Origin of the sequence: Rhodanobacter fulvus Jip2 (assembly GCF_000264315.1) — a bacterium.
Taxonomy (GTDB): domain Bacteria; phylum Pseudomonadota; class Gammaproteobacteria; order Xanthomonadales; family Rhodanobacteraceae; genus Rhodanobacter; species Rhodanobacter fulvus.
In genome coordinates this window covers 39,455-60,268 of record NZ_AJXU01000027.1, presented here as the reverse complement: position 1 = coordinate 60,268, position 20,814 = coordinate 39,455, and the positions used below count along the sequence as shown (strand labels likewise).

Sequence of the window (20,814 nt, the reverse complement as noted above, 5' to 3'; positions counted from 1 at the left end):
CTTTTCTTATTCCAGCGTGACAGCCGCGAAAGCGGCCTTTTCTTATTCCCGCATGGCGGCCGCGAAAGCGGCCTTTTCTTTTTCTGGCCTGGTACCGATGGCGACGAACCGATGTGGCCAGATACGCACTCGGACTAGATACGCGCTCAGATATAACGGACGCTGATGATCTCGTAATGCTTCACGCCGTTGGGTGCCGTGAACTCGATGCTGTCGCCGGCACTGTGACCGATCAGCGCGCGCGCGATCGGTGACGACACGGCAATCATCTGGCGTTTGATGTCCGCCTCCAGGTCGCCCACGATCTGATACGTCACCGTCGTACCGGCATCCTCGTCTTCCAGCTCGACGGTGGCACCGAAAACCACTCGCTCGCCGGGCTTGAGCTGCGCCACGTCGATGACCTCCGCGTTCGACAGCAGGCCCTCCAACTGGCCGATGCGGCCCTCGGTAAAGCTCTGCTGCTCGCGGGCGGCGTGATACTCGGCGTTTTCCTTCAGGTCGCCGTGCGCGCGCGCCTCGGCGATCGCCGCGATGATCCGCGGGCGATCGACGAACTTCAGTTGCTCGAGCTCGGTGCGCAAACGTTCCGAGCCCGCTTTGGTGATCGGTGGGCGACTCATCTGGTCAGCTCCCTATGCAGTTCCTGCAGGCTGTGCACTTCGCCATCGCTGTGGAAATCCAGCGAGTGGACCAATGCGCGTGCGCCTGCCACGGTGGTGGAGTACGTAACGCGGCGCTGCAGCGCCTCACGGCGGATCGAGAACGAATCGGCGATGGCCTGCTTGCCCTCGGTGGTATTGACGATATAGACGATCTCGCCGTTCTTGATCAAGTCCACGATGTGCGGGCGTCCTTCGAGCACCTTGTTGATGCGCTCGCAAACCACGCCGTGTTCGGCCAGGTAGCTGGCGGTGCCGGACGTGGCCACCAGGGTAAACCCGCGCGCCAGCACTTCCTTGGCGACCGGCAGCAGGCGCTCCTTGTCGGCATCACGCACCGACACGAACACCTTGCCGCGCGGCGGCGTGCGGATGCCGGCAGCCTCGTGACCACGCGCGAACGCGGCGCCAAAGCTGCGGCCCACGCCCATCACTTCACCGGTGGAGCGCATTTCGGGACCGAGGATCGGATCGACGTTCTGGAACTTCAGGAACGGGAAGATGGCCTCCTTCACCGAGTAGTACGACGGGATGACCTCGCGCGTGGCGCCCAGTTCGGCCAATGTGCGGCCGGCCATCACGCGGGCGGCGATCTTGGCCAGCGGCACGCCGGTGGCCTTGGATACGAACGGCACGGTGCGCGAAGCGCGGGGGTTCACTTCCAGGATGTAGACCGTGTCGCCCTGGATCGCGAACTGGGTGTTCATCAGGCCGACGACCTTCAGCTCGCGCGCCATCGCCGCGGCCTGGCGGCGCAGCTCATCCTGCAACGACGCCGACAGCGAGTACGGCGGCAGCGAGCAGGAGGAATCGCCCGAATGCACGCCGGCCTCCTCGATGTGCTCCATGATGCCGCCGATCAGCACCTGGCCGGTGGCGTCGGCGATCACGTCGACATCCACCTCCACCGCGTGATCGAGGAAGCGATCCAGCAGCACGGGCGAATCGTTGGATACCTTCACCGCGTCGCGGATGTAGCGCGACAGGTCGGCGTCGTCGTGCACCACTTCCATCGCGCGGCCACCCAGCACGTAGCTCGGGCGCACCACCAGCGGGTAGCCGATCTCGCGCGCCAGCGCCAGCGCCTCGTCCGCGTTGCGGGCGGTGCGATTGGACGGCTGTTTCAGGCCGATCTTCTCGATCATCTTCTGGAACCGCTCGCGGTCCTCGGCCAGGTCGATGCTGTCGGGGCTGGTGCCGATGATCGGCACGCCGGCTGCTTCCAGTGCGCGCGCCAGCTTCAGCGGGGTTTGCCCGCCGTACTGCACGATCACGCCCTTGGGCTTTTCCAGCTCCACGATTTCCAGCACGTCTTCCAGCGTCAGCGGCTCGAAGTACAGCCGATCGGACGTGTCGTAATCGGTGGACACGGTTTCCGGGTTGCAGTTGACCATGATGGTTTCATAGCCATCCTCGCGCAGCGCCAGCGAGGCATGCACGCAGCAATAGTCGAACTCGATGCCCTGGCCGATGCGGTTCGGGCCGCCGCCGAGCACGATGATCTTTTCGCGATTGGTCGGCTCGGCCTCGCATTCTTCCTCGTAGGTCGAATACATGTAGGCGGTGCTGGTGGCGAACTCGGCCGCGCAGGAATCCACCCGCTTGTAGACCGGGCGCACGCCCAGCGTGTGGCGCAGATGCCGCAAGGCGGCCTCGTCGGAGCCGAGCAGTTCGGCCAGCCGCGCGTCGGAAAAACCGAGCCGCTTCAGTTCGCGCAGCCGCGGCGCGTCCAGCGCGGTGACGCCCTGAGTCGCGACCTCGCCCTCGGTCAGCACGATGTCCTCGAACGCGGCCAGGAACCATGGGTCGACCCGGCTGAGGTTGAATACTTCTTCCAGCGACAAGCCGGCACGGAACGCGTCCGCCAGATGGAACACGCGGTCGGGTCGCGGTTCGCGCAATTCGCGCTTCAGCGTGGCCAGGCCGTCTTCGGTGCTGATATCCAGCCCGGTCGGGTTGAGTCCGGTCTTGCCGATTTCCAGCCCGCGCAACGCTTTCTGCAGCGACTCGTGGAAGGTACGGCCGATCGCCATCACCTCGCCCACCGACTTCATCTGGGTGGTGAGTCGGGCATCCGCCGACGGGAATTTCTCGAACGCAAAACGCGGAATCTTGGTGACCACGTAGTCGATGGTCGGTTCGAACGAGGCTGGCGTCAGGCCGCCGGTGATGTCGTTCTTCAGCTCATCGAGCGTATAGCCCACGGCCAGTTTCGCGGCGATCTTGGCGATCGGGAAACCGGTGGCCTTGGACGCCAGCGCGGACGAACGCGACACGCGCGGGTTCATCTCGATCACCACCACGCGGCCGGTATCGGGGTTGATGCCGAACTGCACGTTGGAGCCGCCGGTATCCACGCCGATCTTGCGCAGCACGGCGATGGATGCATCGCGCAACCGCTGGTATTCCTTGTCGGTAAGCGTCTGCGCCGGTGCCACGGTGATCGAGTCGCCGGTGTGCACGCCCATCGGGTCGAGGTTCTCGATGGCGCAGATGATGATGCAGTTGTCCGCGGTGTCGCGGACTACTTCCATCTCGAATTCCTTCCAGCCCAGCAGGGATTCGTCGATCAGCACTTCGTTCGTGGGCGAAAGCTCCAGGCCACGCTTGACGATGAGCTCGAACTCTTCCTTGTTGTAGGCAATGCCGCCGCCGGAACCGCCCAGCGTGAAGCTGGGACGGATGATGGCCGGAAAGCCCAGGTCAGCCTGGATCTCCAGCGCATGCTCGAAACTCTTGGCCACGCCGGAGCGCGGGCTTTCCAGCCCGATGTCGGTCATCGCCTGCTTGAACAGCTCACGGTCCTCCGCCATGCGGATGGCATCGCGACGCGCGCCGATCAGCTCGACCTTGTACTTCTCCAACACGCCGTGATCGGCCAGATCGAGCGCGCAATTGAGGGCCGTCTGGCCACCCATCGTGGGCAGCACCGCGTCGGGGCGCTCCTTGGCGATGATGTGCTCCACCGTCTGCCAGTTGATCGGCTCGATGTAGACCGCGTCGGCGGTTTCCGGGTCGGTCATGATGGTGGCGGGGTTGGAGTTCACCAGGATGACCCGGAAACCTTCCTCCTTCAGCGCCTTGCATGCCTGCGCGCCAGAGTAGTCGAACTCGCAGGCCTGGCCGATCACGATCGGGCCGGCGCCAATGACGAGGATGCTCTTGAGATCGGTACGCTTGGCCATCAGCGGGCCTCCTCCATCAGTGCGGCAAACCGCTTGAACAAATAGCCGACGTCCAGCGGGCCGGGGCTCGCCTCCGGATGGCCCTGGAAACAGAACGCGGGACGATCGGTCAGCGCAAAGCCCTGCAGCGAACCGTCGAACAGCGATGTATGGGTGACGCGGGTGTTCGCCGGCAGCGTGGCCGGATCAACGGCGAAGCCGTGGTTCTGCGAGGTGATCAGCACGCGACCGTCGTCCAGATCCTTCACCGGATGATTGGCGCCGTGATGACCGAACTTCATCTTCACGGTGCGCGCACCCAGCGCCAGGCCCATCAACTGATGGCCGAGGCAGATGCCGAACAGGGGAATCTTCGCCTCCAGGAACGTGCGCGTCGCCTCGATGGCGTAATCGCATGCAGCCGGATCGCCGGGGCCGTTGGAGAGAAACACGCCGTCGGGCTTCATCGCCAGCACATCGGCGGCCGGCGTCTGCGCCGGCACCACGGTCACCTCACAGCCTTGCTCGGCCAGCAGGCGCAGGATGTTGAGCTTGGTGCCGAAGTCGTAGGCGACGACCTTGAAGCGCTTGGCCGGCTGGTTGAAGGCGGTGCGATCGAGGTCGTAAATGCCCTCGTTCCACACATACGATTCACGCGTGCTCACCACCTTGGCCAGGTCCATGCCGTTCAGGCCGGCAAACCCGCGCGCGCTGGCCAGTGCCGCCTCCGCGTCGATCTGTTCGCCCGCCACGATGCAACCGGACAGTGCGCCCTTGACGCGCAGGATGCGGGTGAGACGGCGCGTGTCGATGCCGGCAATGGCCACGACGTCGTGGCGCTTCAGGTAATCGGACAAGCTTTCGGTACAGCGCCAGTTACTGGCGCGACGCGGCACGTCGCGCACGATCAAGCCGGCCGCTTGCACCTTGCGGGATTCGGCGTCTTCGGCATTCACGCCGGTGTTGCCCACATGCGGGTAGGTCAGGGTGACCATTTGCCGCGCATAGGAGGGATCGGTGAGGATCTCCTGGTAACCCGTCATCGCCGTGTTGAACACCACTTCGCCAACGGTTTCACCGTTGGTGCCGGCGGCATGACCATGAAACAGGCTGCCGTCTTCGAGGGCAAGCAGAGCGGGAATGGGCATACGGTATCCGCCTTTTAGATGCAGCAAAGTCCGCAAGCCGCGGGGGTGCTGGCTTGTGAACAGTGGAAAGAAAGGTATTGGGGCGGCTGGAAATGATAGGTGGCGACAGGGGGTTCTGTCCACCTTACGACGCATGAATGACTCGCCATCCACGTCTTCGGCATGGCCGTGATCGCAGGTACACTTGCCGCGATTACATGGAGTTGAATGACGTATGCACACCGCTGTCCTGCTTGATCCCGCGCGTCTTGATCGCCCGGACACCACGGTGCATCTGCAGCCATTCCCCTTCCTGCTGGCCCATGGCCAGCTGCCGGACGAAGCCCGCGGGGAACTGGAGCGCGATTTTCCACGCTACCCCAGCGCGGGTTTCTTTCCCTACGACCCGGGTGACTGCGGGCCGTCCGTCAATGCGCTGGTGGAGCACATGACGGCCCCCTCTTTCGCCAGTGTCGTCGGTCGCCGACTGGGCATCGACGGGCTGGAGCACTACCCGACCCTGGTGACAGTTTGCCGGCTGCTGAACAAGCGCCACGGCACCATCCATACCGACAGCCGCTCGAAAGTGGTCACGGCGCTGCTTTATCTCAACCACAGCTGGCCCGATACCAGCAACGGCTGCCTGCGGTTCCTGCACAAGATCGACGACATCGACGCGATGGTGGCACCGGAGTTGCCGCCGCTGTACGGCGAATTCGCCGCGTTCAAGCGCTGCGACAATTCATTCCACGGCCACCTGCCCTATGAAGGCGAGCGCCGGGTGATCCAGGTTTCCTGGCTTACCAGCGAAGAGGAAAAGCAGCGCAAGACGCGGCGCGGAAAGTTCTCCCGCATGTTCAAGAAAATTTTCGGGGAACTCGATACGCGCCTCGGCGCCGGACGCGATCGCAACGCCTCGCATCCGGATTGAGCACCGCCGGCCTCATGCGCTGGCGAAATGCCAGGCCACGTACGCAGCGAATACGCCATAAAGCAGCCCCACCGGCCATAGCCAGCGGGCATCCACCCCGCCGCGACGGAACAGCCACCACAGGTAGATGATCGCAACGGCCGTCAGCGCGCCAGACACCATCAGCGGTGTATCGAAAAGCCAGGGCGTCGCAAATATCGCCAGCGCGCTGGGGATGGTGGCCTGGATCATCATGGCGCCGGAAATATTCGCCAACGCCAGGCGCTCCTTGCCCTGGCGCACCCAGATCAGCGCATTAACGGTTTCCGGCAATTCGGTCGCCACCGGACTCAGCACCAGCGCCACGAGATGCGGCGGCAGGCCGAACGCCGCGCCGATCGATTCCAGCTGGCTGACAAACACGCGCGCCGCCGCCGCAATCACCACCAGCGCCGCCACCGTCTGCGCCACCACCCAGCGCAGGGCCGGCTCGGCGTGGTGCGGGCGGAATTTCAGGGGTTCGAGGGATTCGTCTTCCGGGGCGCTGTCTTCGCTGCGCACTTCCCGCCATACGTACAACGCGTAGGCCACCAGAAACAGCACGCCGAGCGCCGGCTTGAAGGCGAACGCCACCAAACCCAGGCCAACCTTGACCACGAAGATCGCCAGAAACCATGACTGGTCGCGCGCCAGGCGTTGATGGTCGACCCGGATGATCCGGTCAGTCCGCCGCAACCGGTGCCGGTTGCACCACAACGCCACGCCAACGACGGCATAGGCGATCGTGGCCAGCACCAGCGGCCCGCCCATGGCGGCGCCGACGCCGATATCACGCGCCGATGGCGTCTTGCCGAATATCACGGCGACGAACGTGACCGCACTTTCCGGCAACGCGGTACCGAAGGCCGCCAGCACCGTGCCGGTGGCCGTCGCACTCAGGTCAAGCTTGCGCCCGAACCATTCCACGCCGTTGACGAAGTATTCGCAGGCCAGATAGATGGCCAGCGCTGATCCGAAAAACAGCACACAGGTAAGCAGCATGGGTACCAACGAAAAGCCGGGCGAGCGGAATACCGATGGCGCAACGACACCGCTCGCCCGGCCGGGTGAGCATGTCGATGGCCAAAGGTCTCGCCGGGCAACACCGGCGCCTGACGACGTCGGTGGCTGTTCGCACCATGGCGCCGGAGAACACGGCGACCAAGTCTGTTGATGCGAACGCCTCAGGGGGAACGAGGCTGGCTACTCCCCAATGACAACGCGCGCATGCTAGCGGTAGCGGCCGGAAGCCACAAGCCACCGCATGTCACAGCGCGCTCACTCGTGATGCGCAGATACCTGGCGCGGCGTAGCGATCACGTCGTCGATCCGCCAATGGCCCGCCGGACGGCTGCTCAGCCAATGCGCGGCCTGCAACGCACCGCGCGCAAAAATCGAACGGTCCGTGGCGCGATGGCCCAGCTCCACCCGCTCGCCCTGGCCGATCAGCAAGGCCGTGTGTTCACCCACGATGTCGCCGCCACGCACCACCGCAAAACCGATGCTGCCTTCGGCGCGCGGACCGGTCTGGCCTTCGCGGCTGTAGACGGCGGCGTGGTCGAGCGTGGTCTTGCGCGCTTCGGCGGCAGCGTGGCCCAGCGCCAACGCGGTGCCCGAAGGCGCGTCCTGCTTGCGGTTGTGGTGGGCTTCCACAATCTCCAGGTCCCAGCCCGGCAACGCCGCGGCGGCATTGCGCAACAAGCGTGTCAGTACCGCCACCCCCAGGCTGAAATTGGCGGCGCGCAGCAACGCGATGCGCTGGCCGGCCTGGTCCAGCCGCGCCTCCATGGCCGCGTCGAGACCGGTGGTGCCGCTGACCAGGGCGATGCCATGAGCCAGGCAATGGGTGAGCGCGCCCTCCAGCGCGGCCGGCCCGCTGAAGTCGATCACCACGTCCAGCGCCGGTGCGCCGGACCAGTCGTGCGCAAAGCGCAGCGCGGCGCCGTGATGGATCGGCTGCCCGTCATCCACTGAGCCGGGTGCCACCACCGCATGCACCAGTTCGAACCGCGGATCATCGCGAAGCAGCGCGAGCAGCGCACTGCCCATGCGGCCGGAAGCGCCGTTGATGGCGAGGCGGATCGGTGGCGTCGTCATGGCGAACGTCCTTGGCATGAATGGGATGGGATGAGGCGCAACACGGCGCCGTTGCGGTGAACGCGACTACGAGGTAACCCGCGACCAGAACTGACGCACGCCGTCGACCCAGGTCTTGGCGCGGGGCATGTGCTTCTCGCCATCGCCGTCGTCGAAGCTGGCCTCCAACTGCTCCAGCAGCTCACGCTGCTGGCGCGTCAAACGTATCGGCGTCTCGACGACGACCTTGCAGATGAGATCGCCATGGCGGCCGCTGCGCACGGATTTGACCCCGCGGCCACGCAGGCGGAATTCCTGCCCGGTCTGTGTTTCGGGCGGAATGCTGATCGGCACTTCGCCTTCCAGTGTGGGTACGGGCAGCTCGGCGCCCAGCGCCGCATGCGAGAACCGGATCGGCAATTCGCAATACAGGTCGTTGCCGTCGCGCTGGAAAATGGCGTGCTCGCGCACGTGTACTTCCACGTACAGGTCGCCGGCGGCAGCGCCGGCGGGGCCGGCTTCGCCCTGCCCGGTGAGGCGGATGCGATCGCCGTTGTCGACGCCCGCCGGGATTTGCACCGACAACGTGCGGGTCTCTTCCAGGCGGCCCTCGCCATGGCAGCGCTTGCACGGCTTTTCGATCGCCTGGCCGGTGCCGCCGCAATGCGGGCACGCCTGCTGGATCGAGAAGATGCCGTTCTGCATGCGTACCCTGCCGTGGCCGCGACAGGTCTTGCACTGGCTGACCTTGCCGTCTTCCGACCCCGTGCCATTGCAGTGGTGGCAGTTGACCTGGGTGGGCACCTCGATCTTGCGGTTCACGCCGAAGACGGCTTCCTCCAGGTCGAGCTCCATGATGTAGCGCAGATCCGAGCCGCGCCGCGGGCGGCCACGGCCGCCACCACCGAAGATGTCGCCGAAGATGTCCCCGAAAATATCGCCCACGTCGCCGAAGCCGGCACCGCCGCGACCGCCCATGCCACCCTCGAAGGCCGCATGGCCGTGCTGGTCGTACATCGCCCGTTTCTGTGCGTCCGACAGCACTTCGTAGGCCTCCTTGGCCTCCTTGAATTTCTCCTGTGCCGACGGATCATCCGGACAGCGGTCCGGGTGGTACTTCATCGCCAGGCGACGAAAGGATTTCTTCAGATCGCCTTCGGCGACCGTGCGCTCGACACCCAGGACCTCGTAGTAATCACGCTTGCTCATTCATCTACCCACAACCTGTTGACCTTGCGATGGCCCGCCCACCGCGGACCATGTCCCTCTCAGCAAACAGCCCGCACCGCGGGAATTCCTGCGGCGCGGGCTGCGTCAATCGGCGGCGCCGACTAGCTGACGATCACTTCTTCTCGTCGTCCTTGACCTCGGTGAACTCGGCATCCACCACGTCGTCGGGCTGGGCGGAACCACCGCCCGGAGCCGTCTGGGCGCCATCGTCGGCCGCACCGCCACCCTGCGCGGCGGCCTGCAGCGCCTGCGACGCCTGCTCCAGCTTCTCGATCTTCGATTCGATCGCGGCCTTGTCGTCACCGTCCTTGGCCTTCTCCAGATCGGACAGCGCACCCTCGATGCTGCTGAGCTGATCCGCCGGCACCTTGCCGCCATGCTCTTTCAGCGCACTGCGGGTGGCGTGCACCAGTTGATCGGCCTTGTTGCGGGTGGCGACCAGCTCGTGGAACTTGCGGTCCTCTTCCTTGTTGGCCTCGGCGTCGGCGACCATCCGCGCGACCTCTTCATCGGACAAGCCGGAGCCGGCCTTGATCTCGATCTTCTGTTCCTTGCCGGTTTTCTTGTCCTTGGCCGACACATGCAGGATGCCGTTGGCATCGATGTCGAACGTGACCTCGATCTGCGGCATGCCGCGCGGTGCGGGGTCGATGCCCTGCAGGTCGAACTTGCCCAGCGACTTGTTGGCGTTGGCGCGCTCGCGCTCGCCCTGCAGCACATGCACGGTCACGGCGGTCTGGTTGTCGTCGGCGGTGGAGAAGGTCTGCGAGGCCTTGGTCGGCACCGTGGTGTTCTTCTCGATCAGCTTGGTCATCACGCCGCCCATCGTCTCGATGCCGAGCGACAGCGGGGTCACGTCCAGCAGCAGCACGTCCTTGACGGTGCCGCCCAGCACGCCGCCCTGGATCGCCGCGCCCACGGCGACGGCCTCGTCCGGGTTGACGTCCTTGCGCGGGTCCTTGCCGAAGAAATCCTTCACCGCCTCCTGCACCTTCGGCATGCGGGTCTGGCCACCGACCAGGATCACGTCGTTGATGTCGGACACGCGCAGGCCGGCGTCGTTCAACGCGGTACGGCACGGCTCGATGGTGCGCTTGACCAGCTCCTCCACCAGCGACTCCAGCTTGGCGCGGGTCAGCTTGATGTTCAGATGCTTCGGGCCGGAGGCATCGGCGGTGACGTACGGCAGGTTGACGTCGGTCTGGTGGTTGGAGGACAGCTCGATCTTGGCGCGCTCGGCCGCATCCTTCAGGCGCTGCAGCGCCAGCGGATCCTTGCGCAGGTCGATGCCCTGCTCCTTGTTGAATTCGTCGACGAGGTAGTCGATGACGCGCATGTCGAAGTCTTCGCCACCCAGGAAGGTGTCGCCGTTGGTGGCCAGCACTTCGAACTGCTTCTCGCCGTCGACTTCGGCGATCTCGATGATCGACACGTCGAAGGTACCGCCGCCCAGGTCGTACACGGCGATCTTGCGGTCGCCGCCGGTCTTGTCCAGACCGTAAGCCAGCGCGGCCGCGGTGGGTTCGTTGATGATGCGCTTTACTTCGAGGCCGGCGATCTTGCCGGCATCCTTGGTGGCCTGGCGCTGGCTGTCGTTGAAGTACGCCGGCACCGTGATCACCGCCTCGGTAATCGTCTCGCCGAGATAATCCTCGGCGGTCTTCTTCATCTTCATCAGCACTTTGGCGGCGATTTCCTGCGGCGCCATTTTCTTGCCGTCGGACGTCTGCACCCAGGCGTCGCCATTGTCGTGGGCCAAGATGCCGTACGGCACGACGTGCAGGTCTTTCTGCACTTCCGCGTCGGTGAACTTGCGGCCGATCAGGCGCTTCACCGCGTAGAAGGTGTTTTTCGGGTTGGTGACGCTCTGGCGCTTGGCCGAGGCACCCACGAGCACTTCGCCGTCCTTGGTGAAAGCGACGATCGATGGCGTGGTGCGGTCACCTTCCGAGTTTTCGATGACTTTGGCGGTGCCGCCGTCCATGACAGACACACACGAATTGGTGGTGCCCAAGTCGATACCGATGATCTTGCCCATAACTACGCTCCAAATTTTTCGGCGGTCCGCCGCGACTGGTTTTCAGAATGGGGTTGCAGCCTGCCGATTCAATGGCGGCTGCATTCCCGGATGTGGGGTGTTGACGATTGATCTGGCTGGTTATTCGCCCTTGGCCACGGCGACCAGCGCGGGCCGCAGCAGCCGGTCATTGAGCACATAACCCTTCTGCAGCACGCTCACCACGGTATTCGGCACCGCGCCCGGGGCGTCGACCATGCTGACGGCGTGGTGGCGCTCCGGGTCGAGCGTCTGGCCCAGTGGGTCGACTTGCACCAGGCCATTGTTCTCGGCGATCTTCAACAACGATTTCAACGTGAGGCTGATGCCTTCGCGCACCGACGCCACATCGCCGGTTTCCACCGCCAGGCCGCGCTCCAGGCCGTCGTAAACCGGCAGCAACTCATTCAGCAGTTTCTCATTGGCGAAACGGCGCGCCTGGTCCAGATCGCGCTGCATGCGACGGCGCTGGTTATCCAGCTCGGCATGATCGCGCAGGTTGGCTTCGCGCAATTCGGCATTGAGCGCCCGCTGCTCGCTCAATTGCAGTTTCAGCGTCTCGATCTCGAGATTGCCGGCCTCGATATCGGGATTTTCGCCCTGCGCGTCGTTGGGTGCGTGCGGGTCGTTGTTGTGCATTTAGGAAACTCCAAAGCCTTGGCCGTGGCCGGCGTGGCGGCCAGCCGTCAGTGAATTCGCGGAAAACTCCGTCCCGCAGCGGTTATAAGGTCGTGGCAGCGCGATTCAAGGCGTCACTGAGCAATCCGGCCGTGGCCTTTACCACCGGGATCACCCGTTCATACGCCATCCGGGTCGGGCCGATGACACCGACCGCCCCCAATACGCGCCCCTGCGCGCCGTAACTGGCGGTGACCACGCTGCACCCGTCCAGTGCGGAAAAACCGGATTCCTCGCCGATGAACAGCCGCACGCCCGGCGCGCGGGCGCACACTTCCATCAATTGCAGCAACTCGTTCTTCTGCTGGAACGCGTCGAACAGTTCGCGCAAGCGCTGCAGATCGGCGAGTTCGGAGTATGCCATCAGGTTGGTCTGGCCACTGACCAGCACGTCGTCGCCGCCCGCCTGTGGCGCGAAGGATGCGGCGGCCAATTCCACCGAACTGGCCAGCAGGCGGTTGAGCTCGCTGCTGGTCTCGCGCAATTCGATCAGCAGATGGGTGCGGATGTCGTCCAGCCGCAGGCCGGCGAACTGGCTGTTGAGGTAATTGGCCGCCTGCTCGAGCTCATGGCTGGCCAGCGGTTTGGCCAGCTGCACGATGCGGTTCTGCACCTGATTGTCGGTAAACACCAGGATCACCAGCACCCGCGCATCCGGCAACGGCACGAAATCGATGTGCCGCAGCGGGAAATCGGCCTGCCGCGGCACGCTGACCACGCCGGCGAAACGGGTCATCGCCGACAGCAGGGTCGACACGTTGCCGAGCAGGTCGCGCGTGGTGGTCGGCCCGGGCGGCAGTTCGCGCTGCAGGCGGATCATGTCCTCGTGCGGCAGCGGCTGCAGTTCGATCAGGCTGTCGACGAACAGGCGCAGTCCCCGCGGCGTCGGCACGCGGCCGGCCGAGGTATGCGGCGAGGCCACCAGCCCGGCGTCCTCCAGGTCAGCCATGATGTTGCGGATGGTCGCCGGGCTCACGTCCAGCCCGGACGACCGCGACAGCGTACGCGACCCCACCGGTTCGCCGTCGACGAGGTATTGCGCAATCAGCGTGCGCAGCAGCCGCCGCGCACGCGCATCGAGGTCGTGACCGTAAGGATTGATCATGTGCTGTTGCAGTCCCTGAGACCGCATAGAAATAAGGTCTGCGCCCGCGCATTGCAAGAATGGCCGGGCAAGCGACCCCAAGGGAGTCGTTTGCAGGCTGGCTCCCTTTACAATCGCCTGATCCCCCTACGGCTTGGCTTATGCTCACCTCGCTCTATGTCCGCCAGTTCGCTGTCGTCGAAAAAGCCGAGATCGCATTCGGCCCCGGCCTGACGGTGGTCAGTGGCGAGACTGGCGCCGGCAAGTCGCTGCTGGTCGACGCGTTGATGTTGCTGGCCGGTGCCCGCGCCGACAGCGGCATGGTTCGCGCCGGCAGTGATCGCGCGGAGCTGGCGGCGGAATTCGATCTGTCGTCACTGCCGCTGGCGCGCGAATGGCTGCAGCGCGAAGAACTGGACGAGGACGGTGTTTGCCAGCTGCGCCGCGTATTGCGCGCCGAGGGCAGCTCGCGGGCGTGGATCAATGGCCGCCCCGCCAACGCCCGGCAGCTGGGCGAGATTACGGAGTTGCTGGTCGAGATCCACGGCCAGCACGAGCATCAGGCGCTGCTTTCGCGCAACCACCAGATGGCCTTGCTCGATGCCTACGCCGGCCACGACGCACTGCTGGCGCAGGTGCGCGACCGGGCCATGCAGTGGCGCGAACTGGGTGCGCGCGTGCGCCGCCTCAGCGGCGGTGAAGACCGCGATCACCGCATCGAACTGCTGCGCCATGAAATCGGCGAACTGGAAAAGTGGGCCCTGCCCGCCGCCGCGCTGGCCGATCTCGAAACCAGCCACAAGCGGCTGGCCAATGCCGGCCGACTGGCCGAAGGCGCATCCGGCGTGGTGGACCTGCTCGATGGCGACGGCGAATTCGCGCTGCGCCGGGCGCTGGGCCGGGCCCAGGCGGAACTGGGCAAACTCGCCACCCTCGACGAACGGCTGACGCCGCTGCTGGAACTGCTCGACAACGCGGAGATCCAGCTGGGCGAGGCCGTCGACGGGTTGGGTCGCTACGCGCAGGACGTCGACCTGGACCCGGACCGCTACGCCGAAGTCGATACCCATATCGCCCGCCTGCACGAACTCTCGCGCAAGCACCGGCTGCCCGTGGCCGAGTTGCACGACAAGCTGGCCGCGATGCAGGCCGAACTGATCGAGCTCGAAGGCGCAGGCGATGCGCTGGACAAGCTCGATGCACAGCGCCACCAGTTGCAGCGCGAATACACCGAGGCCGCCGGACAGCTCAGCCGCTCGCGCGCCGACGCGGCCGTGCGACTTGGCCAGGAAGTGGGCTCACTGATGGGCGAACTGGGCATGGCTGGTGGCGTGCTGCGCATCGAACTGGAACCGGTCGCCAGCGTCGATCCGGACCCGCTGGGCCAGGAGCGCTGCGAGCTGCTGGTCAGCGCCAATCCCGGCCAGCCGCCGCGACCGCTGCGCAAGGTGGCCTCGGGCGGCGAACTGGCACGCATCAGCCTCGCCATCGAAGTAGCCACCCTGGGCAACGACGCCGTCGGCACCATGGTGTTCGACGAGGTCGACAGCGGCATCGGCGGCGCGGTTGCCGAGGTGGTCGGCCAGAAGCTGCGTGCACTGGGCGTGCAGCGACAGGTGTTGTGCGTTACCCACCTGCCGCAGGTGGCCGCTCAGGGTCATGCGCATTTGCGCGTCAGCAAGCGCAGCGAGGGCGACGCGACCTATACCCACATCGAGACGCTGGATGCCGCCGGCCGTCGCGATGAACTGGCCCGCATGCTGGGCGGCGTGGAGATTACCCGCGAAACGCGCGCTCATGCGAAGCAGATGCTGGAGCGGGGACAGGCGGTGGCGAAGTAGGTCCGCTGCGCCAGCGGCCGCAGGGGCCGCCCATCGTTCGCGCGAACACCGGCACCCCATTCAGCGCAATTGACTGTCCTTGCTGCCGCGGCGATTGAAGATGGCCGCGCTGGCGTGTTCCCGATCCTGGATTTCCTGGCAGGCCACGCACAGGCGAACTCCCGGCACGGCCTTGCGCCGGGCCTCGGGGATCTCCACGTCGCATTCCTCGCAGCGGATCAAGCCCGGGCCTGTGCGCAGCTGGCGGCGCGCACGCGACACGGCATCGTCGACCGTGGCATCGATCTGATCCTGCACTGCGCCATCGCCCGCCCAGCCAGTCGCCATGAGTACCTCTCCTGATCAGGGGTACCGAGCATAACCGCGCGCGGATGAATGCCGCGGCGATCGGGCGTGAACAAATCGGGTACGAACGAACGGGGTGTGAACAAATGGATGTTGGCGCCCTGCCGCAGCGATAGCGTTTTCACGATCGGTGCACGCCACCTTGCATCGTGACGGTCCAGGGTAACGTCCTGCGGCGCCCGACCCTCCGCGAGCAGCCGTCCGTTCCCCGACCGCATGGAGACCCGCATGAAACGTTTCGCCTTGTACGCCGCCGGCACCGCCTGCCTCTCGCTCGCCATGGCCGGCTGCGGGCGCGACCAGCCAGCTGCGACATCCGGCAGCACGCCCGCCTCCGCCGTGACCGCGCCCGCCACCGGCACCACGTCGTTGCAGGCGGATTCCAGCCACCCCGCATTGACGCGCGCCGACCAGGATTTCGTCGCCAAGGCGACCGGTGACAATGGCTTCCAGATCGCCATGGCGCGGCTTGCGCTGCAGAAATCGCAAACCTCCGCGGTGCGCGAACTGGCGCAGCGGATCACCACCGATCACACGCGGATGAACAACGAACTGGCCCGCATCGCCACGCGCCACAGCACGACCCACGAGTCCACGCCGGTACCCGTAAAACGCTCCGAGCAATTGCAGAACGACCTGGGCCGGCTCGACGGCGACGCCTTCGATCGCGCGTTTGCCGGCGCCATGGTGAACGACCACCACGACGCCATCGAGCTGTTCTCCAAAGAAGCCGACCAGGGCGAGAACGACGACCTGCGCGCCTTTGCGCGCAAGGAGCTGCCTGCGTTGCAGACCCACCTGGCCATGGCGCAGGCCTTGAACAAGCAGCCGCTGCCTGATGCAGGCAAGCAGGACAAGAACCGCTAACGGCGCCGAGGCCTTCGACACCTGGAACACGCCACGAATGCGACGGTGCCCGCTTGGCGCCCTACCACGGCGCGTCCGAATCGCCCCTTACGCAGGAGACACAAACATGCAGTCAACCACCACCACCGACCACGACGAGATCCGCCAATGGGTTGAGCAGCACGACGGTCAGCCTGCCTGCGTACGCGGCACCGGCTCCGAGCACGACATCGGTATCCTGCGCATCGATTTTCCCGGCGGAGCCGGCGAAGACGAGCTGAAGCATGTCAGCTGGGAACAGTGGTTCGAGAAATTCGATGCCACCGGCGTGGCGTTCCTGTACCAGAAGGAAAAGGCCAACGGCGACGACAGCACCTTCTTCAAGCTGGTGAACCCGGATAGCTGAGGCGCACCCGTCCCCGCGAACCGACCGGGCCGACCACCGTGGCCAGCCTGGTGCCGGGCATCGCTAGCGGACGCGGGCCGCGCTGCGGCGCTTCCATGCGTAGCTTGCGCCCAGCAGCAGAAACCACACCGGGCTCGCGAACAGCGCTTCGCGGGTGTCGGTCTGCAAGGTCAGCAACACGATGACGAAGCCGAAGAACGCCAGGCATACCCAGCACATCAGCACGCCGCCGGGCATCTTGTATTTCGACGCCTGATGCAGCTGCGGTCGCTTGCGCCGGTACGCGATGTAGGCGCACAGGATCAGCGACCACACGAACATGAAAAGCACCGCCGCCAGCGTGGTCACCAGCGTAAAGGCGGTGATCACGTCGGGGATCACGTAGACCAGCGTGGCGCCCAGCAACAGGCAGAAGCAGGAAAACAGCAGGCCCAGCGACGGCACCGCGGCGCGCGAAAGCCGCGCGAAAATGCCGGGTGCATGGTCTTCCTGCGCCAGGCCATAGAGCATGCGGCTGGTTGAGAAAATGCCGCTGTTGGCCGATGACGTGGCCGAGGTCAGCACCACGAAATTGATCAGGCTGGCAGCGGCGGGGATGCCGGCCAGCACGAACAACTCCACGAACGGGCTCTTGCCCGGCTCCACCAGGTGCCACGGCGTCACCACCATGATCGCCAGCAGCGCCATCACGTAGAAGATGATGATGCGCACGGGGATCGAGTTGATCGCCTTGGGCAGGTTGCGCTCGGGATCGGCCGTTTCGGCGGCGGTGGTGCCCACCAGCTCAATGCCCACGAAAGCGAACACCGCGATCTGGAACCCCGCGAAAAACCCGCCCAACCCTTTCGGGAAAACGCCGCCGTCATTCCACAGATTGGCCAGCGTTGCCTTGTTGCCGCTCGGCGACTCGAAGCCCCACGCCACCAGCGCAAAACCCGTGACGATCAATGCGCAGATGGCCACGATCTTGATCAGCGCGAACCAGAATTCCATCTCGCCGAACAGGCGCACCGTGGTGAGGTTCAATGTCAGCAGCAACAGCACACACAGTACGGCCGGAATCCACGGCGCCAACCCCGGAAACCAGTATTGGGCATAGGCGGCAATGGCGATCACGTCCGCGATCGCGGTGATGATCCAGCAGAACCAGTACGTCCAGCCGCAGAAGAATCCCGCCCACGGCCCCAGCAGGTCGGTGGAAAAGTCGATGAAGGATTTGTAGCACAGGTCCGAGAGCAGCAGCTCGCCCATCGCCCGCATCACGAAGAACAGCATCACGCCGATGATCAGGTAGACCAGCACGATCGACGGCCCGGCCAGGCTGATCGTCTTGCCCGACCCCATGAACAACCCGGTGCCGATGGCGCCGCCGATGGCGATCAATTGCAGGTGCCGGTTCGACAGGCTGCGCCTCAGGTGATCGGGATGCTCCGTCAATGCGGTCATGCAGCGCGTCTCTGGCGTTCAGGATGCGCAAACATAGAAGAAACCCGGCGACAAGGGAAATGGGCGAAGCGCGCCAGTCTGCATCAGCGGCGGCGCCGATGATCCGTGGCAGCGCTATCGGCTGGTCCGTGTCGGGGCGGAGCCTGCACCCTGCTCCGCGGCGCGCCATGCCAAGCGAGGTTGGCCCACCGTCGGGTCGTGCATCAGCGTGAAGGCGCCGCCGCCGTTTGCGACGCCAGTTGTGCGGCCGGGCAATGCAGCAACGCGGAGCGCGCCAACCAGGCCTGTTCGGGGTAATAGGCAAACACGAACTGGCCATCCTTCATCACGTCGATGATGGGACGCGCCACCGCGCTGCGCAGCGCAGGGCAACCCCAGCTGCGCCCCAACCGACCGATTCCCTTGTCGGCCGCCACGTTCACGTAATCGGCCCCGTGCATCACGATGGCGCGATCCATGGCGGCATCGTTGAAGCCAGGCTCCAGCCCATCCATGCGCAACGAGTAACCGTTGCGGCCGGTGTAGGTGGCGCCGGTGACGAACAGGCCCACACTGGAGGCGTGGCTGCCGTCCTCATTTGAAAAGTGCGTGGGCAGGTTGCCGCCCGAGCCGCTGCCGTGCGCTACCCATTCGCGGTACAGGAGCTCATGGCTGCGCAGGTCGAACACCCACAACCGACGCTGCAGCGACGGCATGCTGTAATCGATCACCGCCAGGCGCTCTGCCGTCATCCCCACGCCACCGGCCCGCGCGCATTGCACGGCCGCCAGGGCCAGCGACAGCACCTGCGGATCGATCGCGGGCGCCTCGCGCGCCAGACGTTGCGCCGCGGTCAGCGGCATCGCGGCGGGCGGCATGATCTGATCGACGGCACCAGGCCGCGCAGCTGCCAACGCGACGCCGCACGCACACACAGCGAACGCCAGCATCAGCGCCGACATGAAGGTTTTCAACGACATGGGGCGCAGTCTAGCGGATGCGGGTTAACCATATGTTGGGCCGTAGTCGACAGAACAGCAGACTGCCTGTCCCACCGTTCAAGCCAAATATGGACGCATGAGGGCGACACCGAATCCCGGCACTATGGCCCGATTATCCGGCCGTAGGGATTGATCGGCCTGCTCTGCCACCAGTGTTTTTCCGGCCCGAGCACGCCAATCTCGAAATGCAGGTGCGGCGCGTCGGCGCTGGCGTTGCCGGTGCTCCCCACGAAGCCGATCGGGTCGCCCCTGTGCAGCATTTGCCCCTCGGCCAGCCCCGGCGCGTAGCGGTCCAGATGGGCGTAGTAGTAGACGACTCTTTGCTGCGGTCCGAACTGATAGACGGTGAGCCCACCGCGCACGCTGTCGAACAGCTTCACCACTTCACCGTCGTTCACCGCCACCACCGGCGTGCCGCGGGCGGCCATGATGTCGATCGCGTCATGCACGCCCCGCCCCTGGCGCGCCTGGGTGTAGGTATCCACCAGGTCGGCGGTCTTGACGCCCACCACCGGCATCAGCAAGCCCGATATGGCGCTGGCGGGCAGGCCCGAAATATCCGGCGCAGCTTCGATGGCGGACGCCGGCGCGGCAGGCGCGGTCTCGTCGCGCACGATCGCCGTGGTCGCGGCGACCGGCGGGACGGTGGCTGCCGCCACCGGCGGTGGTGGCGCGTCCATGGCGGCGGCGGTGCTTATGGCCCGCGGAGGATCGTCCTGCACGACGGCGGGAACCGGCCCCCGCGCCCCGAGGTTCAGCATGGCTACTACGGCGCACACCGCACCCAGCACAAAACCGATCAGCACTTTCATGTCAGTTCTTCAAGGTGGCGGTCATGCCGGGCTTCACCGCCTGGGCCACTTCCCGCGCGCTCCAGTTGGTGAGCCGGATGCAACCGTGCGATTCGGTCTTGCCCACTTTCGACGGCTCCGGCGTGCCGTGGATACCGTAGTGGGGCTTGGACAGGTCGATCCACACCACGCCGACCGGATTGTTGGGGCCCGCAGGCAGGATGGCCCTGGAATCGCCCGCGTCGGCATCCCAGAACAGCTTGGGGTTGTAGTGGAAGACAGGGTCTTTCGCCACGCCCTCGATCTTCCAGTCGCCGATGGGCAGTGGGTCGTGCCTGCTGCCGGTGGACGCGGGGTACTGCGCCACGGTCTTGCCCGCCGCATCCACCAGCGAAACGGTGGCGTCGGATTTGTCCACCACCACCTTCGCCACGACCGGCAGCGGCGTCGCGCTTTGCACGTTCGGTACCACCAGCGATTCGCCGGCCCGGCTGAAATCCTTGCCGGGGTTCAATTGCTGAAGCAGCGCGGGACTGGCGTGGAACTTCTCGCCCAGCGCCTCCAGCGGCGAGGTGTAGCCCAGCGCATCCATCCTGGCCTTCGCCGCCGTGTCTTCGGGTACCGGGCGGAACGGGCCGGCAACGTCGTCGGAGCCAAGGGTGACCTCGATCAGCGCTGGCGCACGATCCTGATCCAGCGCCGCCCAGGTGGGCGCGTCCATTTCACCGGTGACACCCACCCCGCGACTGGCCTGGAACCCGGCAATCGCCTGGCGCAGGTTGGCGCCGTACGCGCCGTCGATCTCCCCCGGCGAGAAATGGGCGCGATCCAGCAGGATCTGCGCGCGCAACACGGCGGCGCCCTTGTCGCCAGCCCGCACCGGCGCAGCCAATGCGGCATTGTTGACTGCCGCGGCATCGAGCAGGACCGGCGCTGCACCCTGCTCGGCAGCAAGCGTCGGCGCAGCCACGGCCGCAAGCAACGCCGCGAGAATCAAGCTGCGTTTTTCGATCATCGGCAAGCAACCTCCTGTGGGAAGATCAAAGCTTGCCGCAGCCTGCGTGAAGAACCGTTGGCACGACCAGCGCAACGCCAGACCGGCGTCGATCACCGGACTCACGCCGACTACCGCA

The 20,814-nt window shown here is 65.5% G+C and carries 18 protein-coding genes and 1 riboswitch; of the genes, 4 read left to right on the top strand and 14 right to left on the bottom strand.

Annotated features, from left to right (window positions below; all coding sequences use genetic code 11):
* Positions 1-146: 146 nt before the first annotated feature.
* Genes greA through carA form a run of 3 tightly spaced genes read right to left on the bottom strand, consistent with a single transcriptional unit; the run spans position 147 to position 4,974 of the window.
* Entirely contained in the window at positions 147-623 is a 477-nt protein-coding gene (gene greA, locus UU9_RS05345) for a transcription elongation factor GreA (RefSeq protein ID WP_007080704.1), read from the bottom strand.
* Positions 620-3,847 (bottom strand): carbamoyl-phosphate synthase large subunit, encoded by a 3,228-nt coding sequence (gene carB, locus UU9_RS05340; protein ID WP_007080703.1) that lies wholly within the window; start codon positions 3,845-3,847, stop codon positions 620-622. Before carB ends, greA begins: the two co-directional genes overlap by 4 nt.
* Positions 3,847-4,974: a glutamine-hydrolyzing carbamoyl-phosphate synthase small subunit gene (gene carA, locus UU9_RS05335; RefSeq protein WP_007080702.1), complete on the bottom strand. Its 1,128-nt coding sequence runs from the start codon at positions 4,972-4,974 to the stop codon at positions 3,847-3,849. The genes carB and carA overlap by 1 nt, the downstream gene beginning before the upstream one ends.
* Before the next feature lie 214 nt (positions 4,975-5,188).
* On the opposite strand from carA, the gene UU9_RS05330 reads away from it, so the two are divergent.
* On the top strand, positions 5,189-5,884 hold the full coding sequence (locus UU9_RS05330; RefSeq protein WP_007080701.1) for a 2OG-Fe(II) oxygenase: 696 nt from the start codon (positions 5,189-5,191) through the stop codon (positions 5,882-5,884).
* A 12-nt stretch (positions 5,885-5,896) separates the two neighbouring features.
* On the opposite strand, the gene UU9_RS05325 is transcribed toward UU9_RS05330, so the two are convergent.
* The 6 genes from UU9_RS05325 to hrcA form a co-directional block, all read right to left on the bottom strand.
* Entirely contained in the window at positions 5,897-6,904 is a 1,008-nt protein-coding gene (locus tag UU9_RS05325; protein ID WP_007080700.1) for a sodium:calcium antiporter, read from the bottom strand.
* Positions 6,905-7,004: 100 nt separating this feature from the next.
* A riboswitch (yybP-ykoY riboswitch) is annotated at positions 7,005-7,126 on the bottom strand.
* Positions 7,127-7,180: 54 nt separating this feature from the next.
* Positions 7,181-7,999, bottom strand: a complete 819-nt coding sequence (dapB, locus tag UU9_RS05320; RefSeq protein WP_007080699.1) for a 4-hydroxy-tetrahydrodipicolinate reductase — start codon at positions 7,997-7,999, stop codon at positions 7,181-7,183.
* A 66-nt stretch (positions 8,000-8,065) separates the two neighbouring features.
* Complete coding sequence (dnaJ, locus tag UU9_RS05315) at positions 8,066-9,187, bottom strand: molecular chaperone DnaJ (RefSeq protein WP_007080698.1); 1,122 nt, start codon at positions 9,185-9,187, stop codon at positions 8,066-8,068.
* A gap of 133 nt (positions 9,188-9,320) precedes the next feature.
* Positions 9,321-11,246 carry a molecular chaperone DnaK gene (gene dnaK, locus UU9_RS05310; RefSeq protein WP_007080697.1) on the bottom strand — a complete coding sequence of 642 codons (1,926 nt, stop codon included), beginning with the start codon at positions 11,244-11,246 and terminating at the stop codon, positions 9,321-9,323.
* A 120-nt stretch (positions 11,247-11,366) separates the two neighbouring features.
* Positions 11,367-11,903: a nucleotide exchange factor GrpE gene (gene grpE, locus UU9_RS05305; RefSeq protein ID WP_007080696.1), complete on the bottom strand. Its 537-nt coding sequence runs from the start codon at positions 11,901-11,903 to the stop codon at positions 11,367-11,369.
* Between the two features lie 82 nt (positions 11,904-11,985).
* Entirely contained in the window at positions 11,986-13,047 is a 1,062-nt protein-coding gene (hrcA, locus tag UU9_RS05300) for a heat-inducible transcriptional repressor HrcA (protein ID WP_007080695.1), read from the bottom strand.
* Positions 13,048-13,187: 140 nt separating this feature from the next.
* Here hrcA and recN point away from each other — a divergent pair, with 140 nt between their 5' ends.
* Entirely contained in the window at positions 13,188-14,867 is a 1,680-nt protein-coding gene (recN, locus tag UU9_RS05295) for a DNA repair protein RecN (RefSeq protein WP_007080694.1), read from the top strand.
* A 60-nt stretch (positions 14,868-14,927) separates the two neighbouring features.
* Here recN and UU9_RS05290 read toward each other — a convergent pair whose 3' ends face one another.
* Complete coding sequence (locus UU9_RS05290; RefSeq protein WP_007080693.1) at positions 14,928-15,194, bottom strand: DksA/TraR family C4-type zinc finger protein; 267 nt, start codon at positions 15,192-15,194, stop codon at positions 14,928-14,930.
* A gap of 246 nt (positions 15,195-15,440) precedes the next feature.
* Between UU9_RS05290 and UU9_RS05285 the strand changes: the two genes are divergently transcribed.
* Together UU9_RS05285 and UU9_RS05280 are read left to right on the top strand one after the other, a co-directional pair.
* Positions 15,441-16,079 carry a DUF4142 domain-containing protein gene (locus UU9_RS05285; RefSeq protein ID WP_007080692.1) on the top strand — a complete coding sequence of 213 codons (639 nt, stop codon included), beginning with the start codon at positions 15,441-15,443 and terminating at the stop codon, positions 16,077-16,079.
* A 106-nt stretch (positions 16,080-16,185) separates the two neighbouring features.
* Entirely contained in the window at positions 16,186-16,464 is a 279-nt protein-coding gene (locus UU9_RS05280; RefSeq protein WP_007080691.1) for a hypothetical protein, read from the top strand.
* 63 nt (positions 16,465-16,527) lie between these two features.
* Here UU9_RS05280 and cycA read toward each other — a convergent pair whose 3' ends face one another.
* The 4 genes from cycA to UU9_RS05260 all read right to left on the bottom strand — a co-directional run bounded on the left by cycA (position 16,528) and on the right by UU9_RS05260 (position 20,696).
* Positions 16,528-17,910, bottom strand: a complete 1,383-nt coding sequence (gene cycA / locus UU9_RS05275; RefSeq protein WP_007080690.1) for a D-serine/D-alanine/glycine transporter — start codon at positions 17,908-17,910, stop codon at positions 16,528-16,530.
* Between the two features lie 203 nt (positions 17,911-18,113).
* Entirely contained in the window at positions 18,114-18,851 is a 738-nt protein-coding gene (locus UU9_RS05270) for a murein L,D-transpeptidase catalytic domain family protein (RefSeq protein ID WP_050982391.1), read from the bottom strand.
* 140 nt (positions 18,852-18,991) lie between these two features.
* Positions 18,992-19,702, bottom strand: a complete 711-nt coding sequence (locus UU9_RS05265) for a M23 family metallopeptidase (protein WP_007080688.1) — start codon at positions 19,700-19,702, stop codon at positions 18,992-18,994.
* Between the two features lies 1 nt (position 19,703).
* A complete protein-coding gene (locus UU9_RS05260; RefSeq protein WP_007080687.1) occupies positions 19,704-20,696 on the bottom strand; it encodes a L,D-transpeptidase family protein in 993 nt (330 codons plus the stop codon).
* Positions 20,697-20,814 lie beyond the last annotated feature (118 nt).

Excerpts from the sequence above, each read along its gene's own strand:
- carA (WP_007080702.1), bottom strand. The coding sequence starts at position 4,974 with ATGCCCATTCCCGCTCTGCTTGCCCTCGAAGACGGCAGCCTGTTTCAT.
- dnaJ (WP_007080698.1), bottom strand. The coding sequence starts at position 9,187 with ATGAGCAAGCGTGATTACTACGAGGTCCTGGGTGTCGAGCGCACGGTC.
- UU9_RS05285 (WP_007080692.1), top strand. The coding sequence starts at position 15,441 with ATGAAACGTTTCGCCTTGTACGCCGCCGGCACCGCCTGCCTCTCGCTC.
- UU9_RS05290 (WP_007080693.1), bottom strand. The coding sequence starts at position 15,194 with ATGGCGACTGGCTGGGCGGGCGATGGCGCAGTGCAGGATCAGATCGAT.
- UU9_RS05325 (WP_007080700.1), bottom strand. The coding sequence starts at position 6,904 with ATGCTGCTTACCTGTGTGCTGTTTTTCGGATCAGCGCTGGCCATCTAT.
- grpE (WP_007080696.1), bottom strand. The coding sequence starts at position 11,903 with ATGCACAACAACGACCCGCACGCACCCAACGACGCGCAGGGCGAAAAT.
- carB (WP_007080703.1), bottom strand. The coding sequence starts at position 3,847 with ATGGCCAAGCGTACCGATCTCAAGAGCATCCTCGTCATTGGCGCCGGC.
- dapB (WP_007080699.1), bottom strand. The coding sequence starts at position 7,999 with ATGACGACGCCACCGATCCGCCTCGCCATCAACGGCGCTTCCGGCCGC.
- dnaK (WP_007080697.1), bottom strand. The coding sequence starts at position 11,246 with ATGGGCAAGATCATCGGTATCGACTTGGGCACCACCAATTCGTGTGTG.
- cycA (WP_007080690.1), bottom strand. The coding sequence starts at position 17,910 with ATGACCGCATTGACGGAGCATCCCGATCACCTGAGGCGCAGCCTGTCG.
- UU9_RS05280 (WP_007080691.1), top strand. The coding sequence starts at position 16,186 with ATGCAGTCAACCACCACCACCGACCACGACGAGATCCGCCAATGGGTT.
- UU9_RS05260 (WP_007080687.1), bottom strand. The coding sequence starts at position 20,696 with ATGATCGAAAAACGCAGCTTGATTCTCGCGGCGTTGCTTGCGGCCGTG.
- UU9_RS05265 (WP_007080688.1), bottom strand. The coding sequence starts at position 19,702 with ATGAAAGTGCTGATCGGTTTTGTGCTGGGTGCGGTGTGCGCCGTAGTA.
- greA (WP_007080704.1), bottom strand. The coding sequence starts at position 623 with ATGAGTCGCCCACCGATCACCAAAGCGGGCTCGGAACGTTTGCGCACC.
- UU9_RS05270 (WP_050982391.1), bottom strand. The coding sequence starts at position 18,851 with ATGTCGGCGCTGATGCTGGCGTTCGCTGTGTGTGCGTGCGGCGTCGCG.
- recN (WP_007080694.1), top strand. The coding sequence starts at position 13,188 with ATGCTCACCTCGCTCTATGTCCGCCAGTTCGCTGTCGTCGAAAAAGCC.
- UU9_RS05330 (WP_007080701.1), top strand. The coding sequence starts at position 5,189 with ATGCACACCGCTGTCCTGCTTGATCCCGCGCGTCTTGATCGCCCGGAC.
- hrcA (WP_007080695.1), bottom strand. The coding sequence starts at position 13,047 with ATGATCAATCCTTACGGTCACGACCTCGATGCGCGTGCGCGGCGGCTG.